Annotated in this window: 1 pseudogene; it reads left to right on the forward strand. The window is 38.5% G+C overall.

The window, feature by feature from the left end:
* Positions 1-296: pseudogene (locus SB679_RS23700) on the forward strand (TonB-dependent receptor); the annotation flags it as partial.

A 296-nucleotide genomic window follows, 5' to 3' on the forward strand; every position in this document is an offset into this window, starting at 1 on the left:
TCAGCGCGATAAGAGGAGGTTTTGAGTTGAATAATGCCGATGAAAAACTAAACTTTGAAGATGTTCGGAAGCATTACAGGGATTTAATCTCCTCTGCTTTTGTAGAAACAGATCTTGGATTCAGTAATGCATTGTCAGCCAAAATAGGAGTGAGGGCAGAGCATTCATCTTATTTGGGAAAGAATAATATTGCACCTCGTTTTGCTCTGGCATACCGTTTAGCAAAGAATTGGACATCATCATTAGCCTATGGAATTTTCTACCAAAACCCAGAAAGTAAATACATTAATGGACCG

It is taken from the genome of Chryseobacterium sp. SIMBA_029 (assembly GCF_046535275.1).
Taxonomy (GTDB): Bacteria; Bacteroidota; Bacteroidia; order Flavobacteriales; family Weeksellaceae; genus Chryseobacterium.